The organism is Brevibacillus composti (genome assembly GCF_016406105.1).
In the GTDB taxonomy this organism is placed as follows: Bacteria; Bacillota; Bacilli; order Brevibacillales; family Brevibacillaceae; genus Brevibacillus; species Brevibacillus composti.
Genome location: NZ_CP066308.1, coordinates 3,292,699 through 3,307,881, shown reverse-complemented (window position 1 = coordinate 3,307,881; position 15,183 = coordinate 3,292,699). Strand labels below are relative to the sequence as shown.

Below are 15,183 nucleotides of genomic sequence, written 5' to 3'. Positions count from 1 at the left end.
AACGAATGATTCTGGGATTGACAGGAGGCATCGCCACAGGTAAAAGCACAGTCACCGCTATGCTTCGGGAGAGAGGGATACCTGTCATCGATGCGGACCAGATTGCCCGCGAGGTGGTGGAGCCCGGTAAACCGGCTTATGAGTCGATCGTTCGCTACTTTGGAGAGGAGATCCTGCTGCCTGACGGTCAGATCGACCGCGCCAAGCTGGGGGAGATTGTGTTTTCCGATGAAGCGGAGCGCCAGAAGCTCAATACCATCGTCCACCCGGAGGTCCGCCGCGTCATGCGCGAGCAGGCGGAGGAGGCCGAAAAAAACGGCGCCACGATCGTTTTTCTCGATATTCCGCTGCTCTTTGAAAGCAGGCTGCAGCACATGGTAGACAAGGTAGTCGTCGTCTACGCCCCGGCCGAAATGCAGATGGCCCGGATGATGGAGCGGGACGAGTTTGATGAAGAGCAGGCGGAAAAGCGTCTGCGCGCCCAGTGGCCCATCGAGCAAAAGAAGGAAGAAGCCGATTTTGTTATCGACAACACCGGATCCCGCGAAGAGACGGAAAAACAGGTGGAGCAGCTGGTGCGCAGGCTGAAGGCGGACGTGGCTCCATGACCAGGAGCAAGAGAGCGTTCTTGTTTCTTTTTGTTCTGATGGCCGTCTTTTTCCTGATCAATACCCCGATGGTCTGGAAGTGGATGTATCCGATCAAATATGAAAAGGAGATCCTGGAGGCTTCCAGCCGGTATCAAGTCGATCCCTACCTGATTCTCGCGGTCATCCGTTCCGAGAGCGGCTTTCAGCCGGATCGGGTATCCAAGAAGGGGGCCATCGGCTTGATGCAGGTCATGCCGGAGACAGCGGAGTGGATCGTCGAACAGGCCAATTTGCAGCCAAGCGGGGAAAATTACCTGTACGATCCCGTGATGAATATTCACATTGGCACCTGGTATCTCTCTTTTCTGGAGAAGCGGTATGAAGGCGATCCGGTCAAAATGATCGCCGCCTACAACGCCGGGCCGGGCAAGGTGAGCAGCTGGCTGGCAAAGGAGCAATGGAACGGCAAGCGGGAGACGATCGAGGACATTCCGTTTGGAGAAACCAGACTGTACGTACAGCGGGTCCTGTACTACCATGACCGCTATCAAAATATCTATTCGAATATGCTGGAGTAAGAGCCGCGTCCTTGTGGAAGGGAGCGGCTTTTTGATTTTTCCCGCAAAAGTTGTGAAAGCGGGTGGCGAAATGAGGCAAAATAAGGACAAAGTAATCAGACAAATCGTCCAAATATTTATTTTTCAGTAAAACACATTGATAATTGTGACATACTTATTATAATAAGAGTAACGGATAAGTGTAACTTAATAAGGAAGGGGTTTCTAAATATGACTATCAAAATTGGTATTAATGGTTTTGGCCGAATTGGGCGCATGGTATTCCGCCGTGCCGTTCAGGACCCCAACATCGAAATCGTCGCGATTAACGCGAGCTATCCGCCTGAGACACTGGCACATCTGTTGAAATATGACACCATTCATGGACGGTTTAACCATAAAGTGGAAGTAGAGGGCAACAAGATCCTCGTCGACGGAAAACCTACCGTCGTGCTCTCTGATCGCGATCCGCTGAAATTGCCTTGGGGCGAGCTCGGGGTCGAGATCGTGGTGGAAGCAACCGGCAAGTTTAAGGACCGTGAAGGGGCTGGCAAGCATCTGCAGAGCGGCGCGAAAAAAGTAGTGATCACCGCTCCGGCGAAAGAAGAGGATGCCACCATCGTGATGGGCGTAAACGAAGGAATCTACGATCACGACAAGCATCACATCGTCTCCAACGCATCCTGCACGACCAACTGCCTGGCGCCAGTCGCCAAGGTGCTGCATGACGCTTTTGGCATCGAGCAAGGCCTGATGACCACGATCCACTCGATTACCAACGACCAGGTGAACATCGACAACCCGCATAAAGACCTTCGCCGCGCACGTGCAGCGGGCGAGTCGATCATTCCGACCACGACTGGTGCGGCCCGTGCGGTGGGCAAGGTGCTGCCCGAGCTGAACGGCAAGCTGAACGGTTTTGCCCTGCGCGTCCCGACACCTAACGTCTCCGTCGTGGACCTGGTCATCAATACGAAAAAGCCGGTAACCGTCGAGGACGTAAACCGCGTGCTTCGCGAGGCTGCAGACGGCAGCATGAAGGGGTACCTGGAATTCTGCGACGAGCCGCTCGTCTCCAGCGACTTCAACGGCAACGACCACTCGTCGATCATCGATGGACTTTCCACCATGGTGATGGGAACGAATCAGGTAAAAGTTATCGCCTGGTACGACAACGAATGGGGCTACTCCTGCCGCGTCGTAGACCTGGTGCGTCACGTATCCGAGGATCACAACCGCAACCGGAGCGAGGAAAAGGCTGCTGTAGCCGCGAAATAAGTAAGCATGGGAGGATGTGCTGCCGATTATCATGGCAGACATCCTCCTTTTCTTTGCTGCGCACGGGGAAAAGCTCCCGCAACTTCGCCAACCGGGCCAATCTGTAATAAAAACTCATAGTAAGAAGGGGGTTTCCCGCAGAACAGGAGGATAAAGCCAAATGATCAGCAGCGGGAGTCGCAGGACTTGATGGCAACGCAGGGGGATCGCGTGGAGGCCGAAAGCGAGCTGGTGAAGCGGATGTACACGGAAAACGTGGAGCCGGTCGCTTCTGTCCAACGAAACGAGATCGAATAAACGGAACCGCGCGATTTTGAAATCGTCGGGGAGACCACGGCACACGGCAGCAAAAAAAACCGGAGCGATTGCCTGCTCCGGTTTTTTGCCGTGGCCATCTTGCACATGGGTATGATGGGCCAGACCTTTCTTTTTGATGGCTGACTCGTCCAGCCGACAGCGTTTACGATACTGTCCCTGTCAGATCGCTGATGGAGAACAGCTGGTCGTCCTCGAAGCCGGTGATAAACAGCTTGAGGTTTTCCTTCAGGTCCAGATCATAGCTGATTCTTACGTCATTTCCCCGCCCGTCTTTAATGATCCGGATCGTCGGGCGATGGCAGTAGTCCGGATCGACCCGGCAGACGACGCCGACCTCACCGGTATTGAGCACGACGCTGCTCCCGATGGGGAAAATGGCGATGTGGCTGCGGAAGGCATTAATCAGCCGATGCTCGAACAGATGGCCGCCCGCTCCCATCAGGTATTCGAGGGCGTCCTGCGGCATGTAGCGCTTGCGCCAGGGACGCGGGGAGGTGAGCGAGTCATAGATGTCGCAGATCCCGACAATTTGTGCATATTCATGAATATTCTTGCCCTTCAGGCCTTGCGGATAGCCGCTGCCGTCGAGCCGTTCATGGTGCTGCAGACAGATGTGGGCGGAGAGGAGCGAGATGTCATGCTCTTTGCGCAAAAGGTTGAATCCGAGCATGCAGTGCTGCTTGGCGATTTCCATCTCCGCTTCGTTCCAGCGCTCTTTTTTCTGCAGCAATTCAGCGGGCAACTGCACTTTGCCGATATCATGCAGCATCGCCCCGACACCGAGCTCGATCAGTTGGCTGCGGTTGTATCCGATGGACATGCCCACCGCCGTCGCGAGCACGGCCACGTTTACCGAGTGATGGTAAAGGGATGGGGAATGCGTCGAGATGTTGGCCAGATGAGTTACCATTTGCTTGTTTTGCATCAGATCGTCCAAAATCGAGCCAAACGCCTGTTGGAAGTGAAGGCCCATCTCCTTGAGCGAGATTTTGCGGGCCAGTTTATTGGAATTCGTAATTTGCTTGACGGTTTTCTCGATCGTCTCTACTGCTACCTGACGGGTCTCCGGGCGGATGACATCTTCTACCACGATGTCCTCTGTCCGCGGATCGTCTATGTACAGGGAGTCGACGCCAGAGCGAACCAGTCCCTGAATCAGGCGCTCTGTGAGGGTCATGCCGACGCCCAGCAATACTTTGCCGTCCTCGGTAAAGACCGTACGTCCCACTTTCATCCCGGGTTGCGCATGTCTGATTGACACGAATCTCATAGATATCCCTCCAGCTTGTACCATAATTGTACCTAAACAGACAGTCACATGAAATAGGCCCAAGGATTGACTTGACTTCCGCTGTGAAATTGAGGGACACTTAAGTGAGTATTGACTGTATGGGAGTTGATTTCGGATGCGATGTCCGTTTTGTGAATATAATGGGACTAGAGTCCTAGATTCCCGCCCTTTTAATCATAATAAATCGATTCGCCGCAGAAGAGAATGCGAAAAATGCGAGCGCCGTTTCACGACATTTGAAGTGGTGGAAGAGACCCCTCTCTTGATTATCAAAAAGGACGGCACGAGGGAAGAGTTCAGCCGCGAGAAGGTGCTGCGCGGACTGGTGCGCGCCTGTGAAAAGCGTCCCGTGACGCTGGAGGAGCTGGAGAACGTCGTCAATGAGATCGAGCGGGAGCTGCGCAGCTGCGGACAGGCCGAAATTCCCAGCAAGGACGTCGGCGAAAAAGTGATGGAGCGGCTCTACCATGTGGATGAGGTGGCCTATGTGCGCTTCGCCTCTGTCTACCGCCAGTTTAAAGATATCAACGTCTTCATGAAGGAACTGGAGGAGCTGCTGTCGCAAGCGCGAGGCAGCGGGGAGTAGGTCTGGCAAGTGAAAAGTGGGAACATTGGCGACGGGCGATGCAGCCTCCGCCTGTTTTGTCGTTCAATAGAGACGACGCTTCCAGTCAGTCTCGTATCTATCACCCCCCGGACATGCTATAATAGGAACACCAGATTGGACAGGAAGGGAACAGATAGATGAGTCGTCTCGTGTGGAACGAATTGACACCCAAGGATCGCTATGTGGTACGGATGAAAAGACCGCTCAGCTTTGCGGAGCTGGGCTATGTCACGCAGCTTTATCTGCCGATCATCGGTTCCGATTCGTTTTCCCTCTACATGCTGCTCGTGCATGAGGTGCAAGAGGAGAGCGGGGCGGCCGTGGAAAGCACGCACCGCAATCTGATGCTGATCAGCGGCCATTCGCTGGACCGGCTGCTGTCGGCCCGCGAGCGCCTGGAAGCACTCGGCCTGTTGACGGTTCGCCGCCGGGAGAACCTGCAGCGGGACTATTTTTATGAATACCTGGTCAAGCCCCCGCTGACGCCGCATGAATTTTTTGCCGATTACGTATTGTCACTCATGCTCTTGAACAAAGTCGAAAATATACGCTACCTGCAGCTCCGGCAAAAGTATGCCGATCCCCTCGGAGCGGCTCTGGATCAGGAGTACACGATCACGGACAACATCACCAAAGATTTTCACGAAGTGTTTCAATCCTTGAAACCTTCCGAGCTGGAGGTGCATCGCGGCTCGGAGCGGGAGCATTTCCTCTCCGACCTGGAGAAGCGCTATCCGGCCGCACCGATGGAGGCCGCGTTTGAGCCGTCTGTGGATCATCCGCTGAGCCTCTCTTCGCTCCGCCATTATCTCCCGGACAATGCCAAGGCCGATCAGGTCTTTTCCCGTGATGGGGTAGAGCTGCTGTACAAGCTGCATCATTTCTACCAGCTGGACAGCTGGGGATTGGGCCAGGAGCTGCGGGACTGGACGCTCTACCGCCCGGACGGCTCGCTGGACAGCGAGATTCTGCGCAAGCGGCTGATTCAGCGGTACACGGACGGCAAGCTGTCACGGACTCTGCCGAAGCCCATTCCCGGGGAGGAAGAGTGGGGGCCGGGACAATTGCCCGAGGCAGGCAGCGAGATGTTCGTGCGGATCTGCCGTCAGCTCTCGCCGCTCATCCTCCTGGAAAAGGTGGTCGGCGGCCGGGTGAGCAAGGTATTTTTGGAGCGCGCCGAGACGCTGGTCTTTCACGACGGGATGACCAGCGAGGTCGTCAATGCGCTCTTGCTCCATACGCTGAGCAGCATGCAGATGGAGCTGCCCAAGGCCTATCTGGAGACGATCCGCGACAGCTGGAAGGCCAAGCGGATTGCGACGGTAGACGAAGCCGTGCGGCAGATCCTGGACCGCGCCGAGCAAAAGGCGCAGCACGTCGAAAAAACGAAGACATCCAAGGCTTCCAAGGAGACGCCTCTCAGGCGCAACGGCCGTGCCGTCCTGCAGGACAAGCTGCCGGCCTCCGTCGAATGGCAGCTGTCGCAGGAGCGGGAGCCGAGACCGCAGCAGGAGGCGCCGAATCAGGTGAAGACGATCGAGGATGATCCGGAGCTGAAAAAGATGCTGGAATCCCTGCGTAAGCGGAAGAAAGGAGTGTGAGCGGATTGATGGAATCCATCAGTGAGTTTATGCAAGAGCTGGCCAAGCGGACCCCGCGGAATCTGCTCACGCCGGAGCAGCAGCTGGACAAGATGCTTCGCTCCTCCAGCTATCTCCAGGCTTTTCAAGAGGCGCATCCCGAGCTGACCCGCGAGGATTATCTAAAAGCGTTGTCGAGTGTCTATACAGCGGTCAAGGAGCAGTATTGGTGCGAGCGCTGCCCGGGGCTGGACAAGTGTCCCAATCTGGTCAAAGGCCATCGCAACCGGCTGGAGCTGGTGCAGGGGACGATCGTAAGCCCGATCTCTCCTTGCGAGAAGCAGCAGGTGTACGAGGAAGACCAGCGGCGCCGCAGACTGATGCGCAGCTACTCGATCTCCGAGGAGACGCTGCAGGCCAGCTTTGAGAAATTGGAGCTGGACGCGGGGAATCGGGCTGCCGTCGCGGCCGGACTGCAATTTTGCGAAAAGGTCGGGTCGGGGGAAAAGATCAAAGGCTTGTACTTGCACGGGCCGTTTGGCGTCGGCAAAAGCTATCTGATGGGGGCGGTTGCCCGCGAGCTGTCCGAGCGCAACATCGCCTCGCTGATGGTGTATGTCCCCGATTTTGTGCGGGAGATGAAGGACTCGCTCTCGGACCAATCCCACGCGAGCAAGCTGGAGGTGCTGAAAGACGTACCGGTGCTCATCCTGGATGACATCGGCGCAGAGAACCTGACGCCGTGGGTGCGCGACGAGATCATCGGGGTGATCCTGAACCACCGCGTCAACAATCACCTGCCGACTTTGTTCACCTCCAACTACTCGCTGGAGGAGCTGGAGGAGCATATGTCGATCTCCAACGGCAACCGGATCGAAAAAACAAAGGCGGCCCGCGTCTTGGAGCGGATCCGCCACTATGTCGAAGTATTTGCGATCATGCGGAAGAATCAGCGCATCGAGAGCTGATGACCGGATCGGGCGGCCGTTTTCCCGGCGCGATCGTCATCCGGGAAGCATTCCGCACATCCCTTGTAAACATCAGAGGAAGAGCGACGAGAGGTGCCATTTGGTGAAAGCCAGCACCTCTCTTGCTATATGAAAAGGGCCGTACAGCACATGAGAGGTGACGCCGACGGGCGAAGCGTCGATCTCCAGGCGGCGGGCGATGTCGATCGCCCGGGCGAGATGGTAGTCATGGCTGACGACGAGTGCGCGGGAGAGCCCGTTTTCCCTCATGATTTCCCGGCTAAACTTCAGATTCTCATAGGTATCCCGCGCCCGGTGCTCCAGCAGGATATGCTCCTCCGGCACGCCTTGCTCCATCAAATAGTTTCTCATCACAGCGGCTTCGGTAGAGGTTTTTCCCTCTCCCAGGCCGCCGGAGACGAGCAGATACGGTACATACCCCTCCCGATACAGCTCCAATGCGCCGTCCAGCCGTTCGCGAAGGCCGGGACTGGGTCGGTCTCCCCACACGGCGGCGCCGAGGATGATGGCGACGTCCGCCTGCCGCGGAACGGCCTCCTGAATGGTTCGTTCCATTTTCCACAGCAAGTACCCCGTCCAGCATCCGGCGATGGCCAGCAAGACGGCGAGCGCGCGAATGAGGATGCGGCCCCGGCTCTTTTTTCTCGTTTCGTTTGCAGCGTTTTCCTTCGATTTCCTCTGCGGCGCATTCATCTCTCCAATTAGCTCCCATTTCCTAGTTTTTCTCCCGGTGTACAAGCTCTGCTCCTCTGCGCGAACAAAGCCCCGCGGGCATGAAGTCCGTTTCCTTGTCACTGGTAGGGACGTATTCACAGGGCGATAGGTTACATCTCTGTGAAGGATGGGGAGGGTTAAGAGCCATTCTCCCATTTTTCCCCTCATGTAATATTTTCCTGATGCCGATAACCAATAGGGAAGGGAATTGCAGAGTGCAAATACAAACAGGGGAGGAAAGTCATGTTTTGGAAAAAAGTAGTGATGGGGTTTCTCGCCATGCTGCTCATGTGCAGCGGCGGAAATCTGGGGACAGCTCTGGCTGCAGATGAAATCTCGCGCCTCGTGCTGTCCAAAAACGAGTTGACCTTGGAGACGGGAGATACCCACTCGCTGTCGGTGACAGCCGTCTATGTCTCGGGAAAGACCGAAGACGTGACCGTGAAAGCGGAGTGGAACAGTGAAGATATTAGTGTGGCGACCGTACATGCCGGCACGATTACGGCCAAGGCGGTAGGCACATCGGTCATCAAGGCGGAGTACGCCGGAAAAATGGCCGTAGCCGCGCTGACCGTAAACAAAAAGCTGAAAGGCCTGATCGTAAGTCCCCAGGAAGTGGATATTCGCAAGGGACAAGAGGTGCAGCTCAAGCTGGAGGCCCTCTACAGCGACGGTACTTCGGAGCCGGATGTCTCTAGCAAGGCGGATTGGGCAACCGATCAATCGGCTGTCGCAACCGTGACCAATGGGCTCATCAAGGGACAATCGGCGGGTACGGCGACCGTGACCGCCAAATTTGGCCGGCTCAGTGTCGTGGTTCCGGTGAGCGTCGAAATCGCGCATCGCCTGGAACCGGATCAAAAGCAGCTTTCCCTGTTGACCGGCCAATCGGAAAAGGTAAAGCTCAAGGCGATCTACCCGGACGGCACCTTCAATGAAAATGTGTCCGACCTGGCCGAATGGTCCAGCGACAATGACGCCGTGGCCGACGCGATCAAAGGCGAAATCAAAGCATATGGGCCGGGCACAGCCGTGATCACAGCCAAGTACGGCACGAAGACGGCCGCGATTCGGGTAGAGGTGGACAATACCCGCGCACTGAAAATAGAGCCCCAGGACGTATTCATGCGGGTTGGGGAAAGAAAGAGCCTGGCGCTGACGGCCATCTACGCAGATAAAGACGATGAAGTCGTCACGGCGGCTGCGGAGTGGAGCTCTGACAAGCCAAACGTCGTCTCTGTCAGCAAAGGGGAGATCATGGCGCACGCCTCCGGCGAAGCGGTCATTACCGCCAAATACGCGGACAAGACGGTCCAAGTCCGTGTAGACGTGGAGGTTCCCCGCTATCTCGACCCCAATCCGACCTATCTGGGCATGCGCAAAGGGGATACGAAAAAGATCGAGCTGACGGCTTCCTTTGTCTCCGGACCGCCGGAAGACATCACAGCCAAGGCCGAATGGTCCTCGTCCAACAGCGACGTGGCTTTTGTCAAAGACGGAGTGGTGACCGCCTACAAAGCGGGATCAGCCGTAATCACCGCCAAGTACGGCGGCAAGCAGGTAACGATCCCGGTGGATGTGGATCTCCCGCAAAAGCTGACGCTGAGCGAAACCGCGCTCAACCTGCAGATCGGGAATTCCTCGACGGTGGAGCTGACGGTTCTGTATTCCAACGGAGACAGTGAAAACGTGACGGCAAAGGCAGAATGGAAGAGCAGCGCGGACAGCGTCGCGACCGTCCGCCAGGGAACCGTCATCGGCGTGGGCACAGGGGCCTCTACCATTACGGCCAGCTACGCCAATCGTTCGGTCAGCCTGCCTGTCAATGTCGGCGTCATTTCAAGCATCACCCCAAGCCCGAACAAGCTGGTGATGAAAAATGGCCAGACGGATACGATTAAGCTGACAGCTGCCTACACGGACAATACGACGAGAGACGTCACCGCTCAGGCAGTCTGGAAGAGCGCCAAGCCGGAAGTAGCTGATGTGGTCCTGGGGAAAGTGACCGCACGAGCATCCGGCAAGACGACGATCAGCGCGGCCTTTGACGACAAGACGGTCACGATACCAGTCGAGGTGGATCAGGCTCAGACGCTGACGATCGAGCCGCGCGTGGCGATTCTGACGATCAATGAGACGGTCAGCCTGGTCCTGACCGGGACCGATGCATCCGGCCAATCCCGCAATGTGAGCGAGGAGGCGGAGTGGAAGTCGAGCAATCCCAAGGTGGCCGATGTGGACAAAGGCCGGGTAATCGGCTACGGCAGCGGACGCGCCACGATCACCGCCACCTACGGCGGCAAAAGCGTCAGCGTTCCGGTAGAGGTGGGCATCGTCACCTCCCTGGAAGCCAACAAGCGCTTCGTCTCGCTGAAATCGGGCAAGAGCGCCACGGTCTCGCTGACCGCCAAATTCTCCGACGGCCGCACCACCGATGTGACTGCCGATGCCGATTGGAATGTGAGCGGATATAAAGTAGCGGACGTCTCCAAAGGCGTCATTACAGGCGTCGGCTACGGCAAGACGACGGTCACCGCCCGTTACAACGGCAAAACCGTCTCCATCCCGGTAGAAGTGGACATGCTGAAATACCTGAAGACAGATGTGGTTCAGGTGGAAATGAAAAAAGGGGAGACGAGAAAGGTAACGGCGATTGCCACCTACACGGACGGCACGGAGGAAGATGTGACCAAGCCCGCGCTCTGGACGACCTCCCGCCTGCTCACAGCTGATGTGAAAGACGGCGTGATCAAGGCCACAGGCACAGGAAAGGCTACCATTACGGTGACCTACGGCGGCAAGCGCACGCCTATCGTCGTGATTGTGAAATAAGGATGTTTGCCAGGAACTCACCTTCCCGAAGCCCAGCTGAGGATTTCGCCCGGTTCGTAGCGGAAAGTCTCCGAAGGCAACAATCCTAACACCAAAAGGGGGCTGTCCAATAAGTCCCCAAAATAAAAAGTTGGGCGGAAAAACGTAATGTTTTCCGTCCAACTTTTTTGTGCGGCTGCTTTTGCAGGAAAGTAGCGAGGCGGATGCCTGCCACTTTCAATAGATTGTGGGCCAATGCCACAATCCCAAACTCGACGTGAACCTTGTCCAGCCCCCGTAAGGAGAACCGTCGGAACGACCGGTTGCCCTTGAGGTGACCGAACACGCTTTCTACCTCCACTTTACGCCGAGCATAGATCGCGGACTTCTCGTCATCCTCAAGGGCTCTTTTGGCCTTTGCCTTTAACTCTTCCCATATCGTGTTCCAGTGTACCTGGCGATTCCCTTTTGCTTTGGTGCACGAGAGCTTGAGCGGGCAATCGCTACAATCCTCACATTCATAGATCTTGAAGCTTTGCTCCAGGCCAGAAGCGTTTTTTTTCGTCTGGTATTTCTTAAAGCGAACGTATCGACCATTCGGGCAAACAAAGCGATCATCCTGCTCTTCATACGTCCAGTTGGAAGCGTGCCGGATGTCCTTCTGGTATCGTCGGGTTTTCTCCTTCAAATAGTTGCCGTAGGGTATGAGAAACTCAAATCGCGGCTGTTTTTCTTCGCCCATCGCATACAAGTAGTTTTCCTCGCTGCCATAGCCAGCGTCGGCAATCACGGTTTTGGGCATCGGCAACGAAGACGCCGCCAATCGCTCCATATGCGGAATAAAGCATCGTGTATCCGTAGGACGCTGATGGATGCTGTAGAACAAAACAAACTGGTTTTCCGTGGCCATTTGCACATTGTAGCCTGGCTTCAGTTGGCCATTTTTCATGTGATCTTCCTTCATGCGCATAAACGTGGCGTCCGGATCGGTTTTCGAGTAGCTGTTGCGATCGCCAAAGCAGGCTTTCTGCTGCTCATACTTGGCGAAGCGAGGAAGGAAATCCTTCCGAATCTGTTTCAGCGGCCTCTTCAAGGCACTGCGCGCTTTGCGCAAGGCTTTCCGCTCTTCGCTGCCGCTGGTCTGCGTGAGCTGTTCGGTTAAGCCTTCGACTCTTTCCTCCAGCACGGCCGCTGCTTCTTCGAGCTTGGCAGGGAGCTCTTCCGGGTCTGCCGCTGCATATTCGCCAGCTTCTTGCTGCGTGAGCGTATGAATATGCGCAAGGGTGGCCTGCACCTTTTCCTTGAGCTTTTCCTCGAAGCGAAGCGTGGATTTTTTCCACACAAAAGAGTACTTGTTCGCATCGGCTTCAATCTTTGTGCCATCCAAAAAGTACTGCTCCATCGAAATGTAGTTGTCCGCGATGAGCTTGCGGATCATCGTTTCAAACAGTTCGTCCATGAACGCTTTCATGCGCACGCCGCGAAAATCGTTCAAGGTACGGAAGTCAGGCTGCTGCATCGCCGCCAGCCACATGGCCGGGAGGTTCTCACGCAACAGCTTTTCAATACCGCGGCAGGAATAAACCTTTTGTGAGTAGCCGTAAAGGATCACCTTAAGCATCATTTTGGGATGGTAGGAACTGCGGCCTCCGCCCGTGTAATGAGCAAACAACTGCTGATCCGGAATGGCTTCGATCATTTCATCAATGACACGAGCCACATGATGGGTGGGAACATACATCTCCAAATCCAGAATCATCTGAGCCTGCTTGTTATCGTACGGTTTGAAGGTAGGGGCAAGATGTCGCGTGGGCATCATTTTTTCTTCCACATCCTGTAGAGGAAGAGCCAGTTGCATGGTATAATCATGATTAGTAGTCGTCCGATTACGCAAGAAAATCGTCCTTTCTTGAATTGGTAGTGTGGTAACTTCCATTTTACAAGAAAAGACGGTTTTTTTGTGCTTATTTTTTACATTCAACAAAAACGGGGCGCCCAGAAGTCAGTTTATGCTGACTTTCTGGACAGCCCCTTTCTTCTTTCTAAAGAATGCGAAGGGTGCAAAAAGTCCTCCTGGCATCGTATGTCCGCCTGGAGTATTCATCCCGAAATGCCTATCGCTTTTCATACTTTGGCAGGATGCGCCACCAATATCCAAATACTACCATATGGAAGAGAGGCTTTTATCGGTGAAAGACGGGCAGGGGAGGAGACCCATGGTCATTCGTCGAAAGCAGCATGTGCTGATCATGCTGGTTGTATGGATAGTGGGGCCTTTCGCTGCGATTGCCGCGGATAAGCCAAATCCGAACATGCTGCGTGCAGATGAGCGCGATCATATCAGGGGAGGCGGCGGCGGGGCAGGCGTCGCCCCCCACGAAATTCAAAACTTCCAGGTGCTGTATTCGCGGTATGCGGCGGCCGGCTGGGACGGGAAGGTGCCGGGCGGATCCGGCAGTGCGGGGCCATCCGGGGACAAAAGCGGCCCCTGCGACGACAGCGGCCGGCCGAGCGGGCAGTGCCTCGCGAGGCGGACTTGCGGGAGCGGCCACGCGGGCCAAAGACGCATGGCGGAGCGCTGTTGCCAGGATAGGAACGAGAGCAGGGCTGGCCCCATCGGGAGGAGCAGCCCGAGGCGCGGGCAGTGCCGCATCGGGGACCGGCCACGCCGTGAGAAACAGCAAGTCCCCACGGGAAATGACGAACCTCCTCCGCCAAGCCGGAAAGAATGCCACTTTACTGGCAAGCCGAGCAGGCGGCAGTCTGATGAGTTTTTCACGGGCGGCTGGAAGCAAGATCAGTTCGGCAGTGCAAGCAGTCGTCCGTCCGGGCCGGGCGATGGCGGCCACGAAGAAAAGAGAGCCGTATCATTTGCTGGGCAAGATGGAGGATCCCGTATCGTATCGAAAGGCCAGGTACGGAGATGAGCACCGGGGCATGTACCGGGATGAGCAGGGGATCTTGCGGGAAGCGGACGGTGCGATTGCCTGGGGTTTCATTGGACAGTATCGGGAGAAAAATCCGGCTCTCTATGAGGAGTTCATCTACCCCACATACGAGCATGGCGAGCGCGTCGAATATTGGGGCGGAAAAGTGGCGGCATGGGCAGACGAAAACCGCATGGATATTGAGGATGCGGCAAAGGTGATTGCGTTTGTCCCGGAAGAACTGCGGAAAGAAGCAATTGAGAATGCTTATTTACATGTTGCTGTGAAAGCGGCGCAAGACGGAGGAGATTTGCCCGATATGGGGGCTGTATTTCCTCTGGCAGTGGCGGGCTCAATCAAACGTATGGGCAAAGCGACGGGGAAGGTTACGCAAACGTCTGAGCCGAATGGAGGTAAGAGCGGTTTAGTGCAGGGGGCTGAGGGGACGGGTGATATTCCCAAGAGAACATATGAGCCTAGCCCTAAACATGACCCTAAAAGTGGATGGGGGAGTCCAAATCCAATTTCGGACGCTGAAACAGGGCAAAAATTATTGGATACAGCTTACTCTTCATCAAAGAACAAGCAACTTTACAACATTTATGAGGGTAAACTTATTAAATTTCAACCAGATGGAGAAACAGGATGGCATCCATACGAAGTTACGAATCCTGCTAAAGAAGTTCCTGCTGATGTTTTAAGACAGTTGCTTAAAGATGGTAAGATTACGAAGGTGGAGTACAATAAACTATTAAAAAACAAGTGAGGTGCTTCTTTCTGAGGACTTTTGGAGATAAGAACACATTTGCTATTCAATATGAGTTTGAAGATAACCCTTTTAATGAAATCAGTTTGACTGGTGAAACATGGGGGAAGTTTGAATTATTTGTACGTGGGATGGATGTCTGTCGATATAAAAGAGTGGATAACGAAACTACCTATCAATGGAATTTGATACACATTGTCGAATGGTTTAGCGAAAATCTAAAGTCCATTTTGAGTGAAGAACCATTCCCCCTCCCTGTTGAAGGACAACACTCACTTGAACTTTTGGATAATTGTCTGTTGTTTGAATCAGACGACGATGATGAATTTGATGCTTGGTTCGATACAAAGCAAGAATGGGAGTTTAAACACTCTTGGTTTTCAAATAGAGCAGGTTCTTTTTTGCCTGATGTATTTTTCAGAAGGGTTAACGATAAAATAGAGATTGCTTGGAATAATGAATTAACTTACTCTTCGGAAGGAATTTCATTCATTAATCCAATTGGAATTGAATATGTACCACTAGGCATCTTTGAATCCACTATCAAAAATTTCATCGAAGACTTCTTGGAAAATCTTCTACAAAATTCTAAAAACAAATGTGATGCAGAAGAAGTTTATCAAAAATTAATGGAATTAATCAAATAGTCGGTTCTATTGTGGTGGGGGCTACCCAGTGCCGAATGAACTCAAATGCTGGAAGCAAAAATCTCAGCCCTCCCTACTTATCAAAAAAACCGGACAATCCTCGCCGCA

Annotated in this window: 13 protein-coding genes; 10 read left to right on the top strand and 3 right to left on the bottom strand. The window is 54.5% G+C overall.

From position 1 onward, the window contains the following. Positions 1-5: 5 nt before the first annotated feature. The 3 genes from coaE (at position 6) to JD108_RS16710 (ending at position 2,425) form a co-directional block, all read left to right on the top strand. Entirely contained in the window at positions 6-608 is a 603-nt protein-coding gene (gene coaE, locus JD108_RS16720; RefSeq protein ID WP_198827125.1) for a dephospho-CoA kinase, read from the top strand. Beyond that, positions 605-1,168, top strand: a complete 564-nt coding sequence (locus JD108_RS16715) for a lytic transglycosylase domain-containing protein (protein ID WP_198827124.1) — start codon at positions 605-607, stop codon at positions 1,166-1,168. Before coaE ends, JD108_RS16715 begins: the two co-directional genes overlap by 4 nt. A gap of 210 nt (positions 1,169-1,378) precedes the next feature. Beyond that, positions 1,379-2,425, top strand: a complete 1,047-nt coding sequence (locus tag JD108_RS16710) for a glyceraldehyde-3-phosphate dehydrogenase (RefSeq protein ID WP_198827123.1) — start codon at positions 1,379-1,381, stop codon at positions 2,423-2,425. 460 nt (positions 2,426-2,885) lie between these two features. On the opposite strand, the gene JD108_RS16705 is transcribed toward JD108_RS16710, so the two are convergent. Beyond that, positions 2,886-4,013, bottom strand: coding sequence for an HD-GYP domain-containing protein (locus tag JD108_RS16705; RefSeq protein ID WP_198827122.1), 1,128 nt, complete (start codon positions 4,011-4,013; stop codon positions 2,886-2,888). Between the two features lie 136 nt (positions 4,014-4,149). Here JD108_RS16705 and nrdR point away from each other — a divergent pair, with 136 nt between their 5' ends. The 3 genes from nrdR to dnaI all read left to right on the top strand — a co-directional run bounded on the left by nrdR (position 4,150) and on the right by dnaI (position 7,189). Further along, entirely contained in the window at positions 4,150-4,620 is a 471-nt protein-coding gene (gene nrdR, locus JD108_RS16700) for a transcriptional regulator NrdR (protein WP_198827121.1), read from the top strand. Between the two features lie 158 nt (positions 4,621-4,778). After that, a complete protein-coding gene (locus tag JD108_RS16695) occupies positions 4,779-6,242 on the top strand; it encodes a replication initiation and membrane attachment family protein (protein ID WP_198827120.1) in 1,464 nt (487 codons plus the stop codon). A gap of 8 nt (positions 6,243-6,250) precedes the next feature. After that, on the top strand, positions 6,251-7,189 hold the full coding sequence (dnaI, locus tag JD108_RS16690; RefSeq protein WP_198830161.1) for a primosomal protein DnaI: 939 nt from the start codon (positions 6,251-6,253) through the stop codon (positions 7,187-7,189). Positions 7,190-7,261: 72 nt separating this feature from the next. Here the strand turns inward: dnaI and JD108_RS16685 are convergent, their stop codons facing one another. Beyond that, entirely contained in the window at positions 7,262-7,903 is a 642-nt protein-coding gene (locus tag JD108_RS16685) for a YdcF family protein (RefSeq protein ID WP_198827119.1), read from the bottom strand. A gap of 264 nt (positions 7,904-8,167) precedes the next feature. Here JD108_RS16685 and JD108_RS16680 point away from each other — a divergent pair, with 264 nt between their 5' ends. Further along, positions 8,168-10,756 carry an Ig-like domain-containing protein gene (locus JD108_RS16680; RefSeq protein ID WP_198827118.1) on the top strand — a complete coding sequence of 863 codons (2,589 nt, stop codon included), beginning with the start codon at positions 8,168-8,170 and terminating at the stop codon, positions 10,754-10,756. Positions 10,757-10,841: 85 nt separating this feature from the next. Here JD108_RS16680 and JD108_RS16675 read toward each other — a convergent pair whose 3' ends face one another. Next, positions 10,842-12,554 carry an IS1182 family transposase gene (locus JD108_RS16675; protein WP_228728181.1) on the bottom strand — a complete coding sequence of 571 codons (1,713 nt, stop codon included), beginning with the start codon at positions 12,552-12,554 and terminating at the stop codon, positions 10,842-10,844. Positions 12,555-12,951: 397 nt separating this feature from the next. Here JD108_RS16675 and JD108_RS16670 point away from each other — a divergent pair, with 397 nt between their 5' ends. From JD108_RS16670 to JD108_RS16660, 3 genes are all read left to right on the top strand, one after another. Further along, entirely contained in the window at positions 12,952-13,662 is a 711-nt protein-coding gene (locus JD108_RS16670; RefSeq protein WP_198827117.1) for a hypothetical protein, read from the top strand. Positions 13,663-13,672: 10 nt separating this feature from the next. Continuing rightward, a complete protein-coding gene (locus JD108_RS22430; protein WP_228728180.1) occupies positions 13,673-14,428 on the top strand; it encodes a hypothetical protein in 756 nt (251 codons plus the stop codon). Between the two features lie 86 nt (positions 14,429-14,514). After that, positions 14,515-15,075 (top strand): hypothetical protein, encoded by a 561-nt coding sequence (locus tag JD108_RS16660; protein ID WP_228728179.1) that lies wholly within the window; start codon positions 14,515-14,517, stop codon positions 15,073-15,075. Positions 15,076-15,183: the final 108 nt, after the last annotated feature.

What these genes read in the sequence shown, in the direction of transcription:
- coaE (WP_198827125.1), top strand. Translation starts at nt 6, where the DNA reads ATGATTCTGGGATTGACAGGAGGCATCGCCACAGGTAAAAGCACAGTC.
- JD108_RS16715 (WP_198827124.1), top strand. Translation starts at nt 605, where the DNA reads ATGACCAGGAGCAAGAGAGCGTTCTTGTTTCTTTTTGTTCTGATGGCC.
- JD108_RS16710 (WP_198827123.1), top strand. Translation starts at nt 1,379, where the DNA reads ATGACTATCAAAATTGGTATTAATGGTTTTGGCCGAATTGGGCGCATG.
- JD108_RS16705 (WP_198827122.1), bottom strand. Translation starts at nt 4,013, where the DNA reads ATGAGATTCGTGTCAATCAGACATGCGCAACCCGGGATGAAAGTGGGA.
- nrdR (WP_198827121.1), top strand. Translation starts at nt 4,150, where the DNA reads ATGCGATGTCCGTTTTGTGAATATAATGGGACTAGAGTCCTAGATTCC.
- JD108_RS16695 (WP_198827120.1), top strand. Translation starts at nt 4,779, where the DNA reads ATGAGTCGTCTCGTGTGGAACGAATTGACACCCAAGGATCGCTATGTG.
- dnaI (WP_198830161.1), top strand. Translation starts at nt 6,251, where the DNA reads ATGGAATCCATCAGTGAGTTTATGCAAGAGCTGGCCAAGCGGACCCCG.
- JD108_RS16685 (WP_198827119.1), bottom strand. Translation starts at nt 7,903, where the DNA reads ATGAATGCGCCGCAGAGGAAATCGAAGGAAAACGCTGCAAACGAAACG.
- JD108_RS16680 (WP_198827118.1), top strand. Translation starts at nt 8,168, where the DNA reads ATGTTTTGGAAAAAAGTAGTGATGGGGTTTCTCGCCATGCTGCTCATG.
- JD108_RS16675 (WP_228728181.1), bottom strand. Translation starts at nt 12,554, where the DNA reads ATGATGCCCACGCGACATCTTGCCCCTACCTTCAAACCGTACGATAAC.
- JD108_RS16670 (WP_198827117.1), top strand. Translation starts at nt 12,952, where the DNA reads ATGGTCATTCGTCGAAAGCAGCATGTGCTGATCATGCTGGTTGTATGG.
- JD108_RS22430 (WP_228728180.1), top strand. Translation starts at nt 13,673, where the DNA reads ATGTACCGGGATGAGCAGGGGATCTTGCGGGAAGCGGACGGTGCGATT.